This is a genomic window from Sphingomonas sp. AC449 (genome assembly GCF_979253475.1).
In genome coordinates, this window is the sequence record NZ_CEEDCZ010000127.1 from 1 (window position 1) to 230 (window position 230).

Below are 230 nucleotides of genomic sequence, written 5' to 3' on the forward strand. Positions count from 1 at the left end.
CCCTATGCCTAAGAGCATCATCGCGAGATCGAGAACGCCGCTTATGGCTAAGCCGTAGGCACCGCCGTCGCCAAGGGCCGCATCAACGCGATCGACACGGTCGCGGCGAAGGCTGCCCCGGGCGTAATCGCGATCGTCACCGCCGCGGATGTGGGCAAGCTTGGCACGGGTAAGTTCAACACCGTCAAGCTACTCGCCGGGCCGGACGTCGATCATTATCACCAGGCAGT

The 230-nt window shown here is 63.0% G+C and carries 1 pseudogene; it reads left to right on the forward strand.

The features are described from left to right. Positions 1-27: 27 nt before the first annotated feature. Positions 28-230 (forward strand): annotated as a pseudogene (locus AC0CH3_RS18090) (hypothetical protein); the annotation flags it as partial.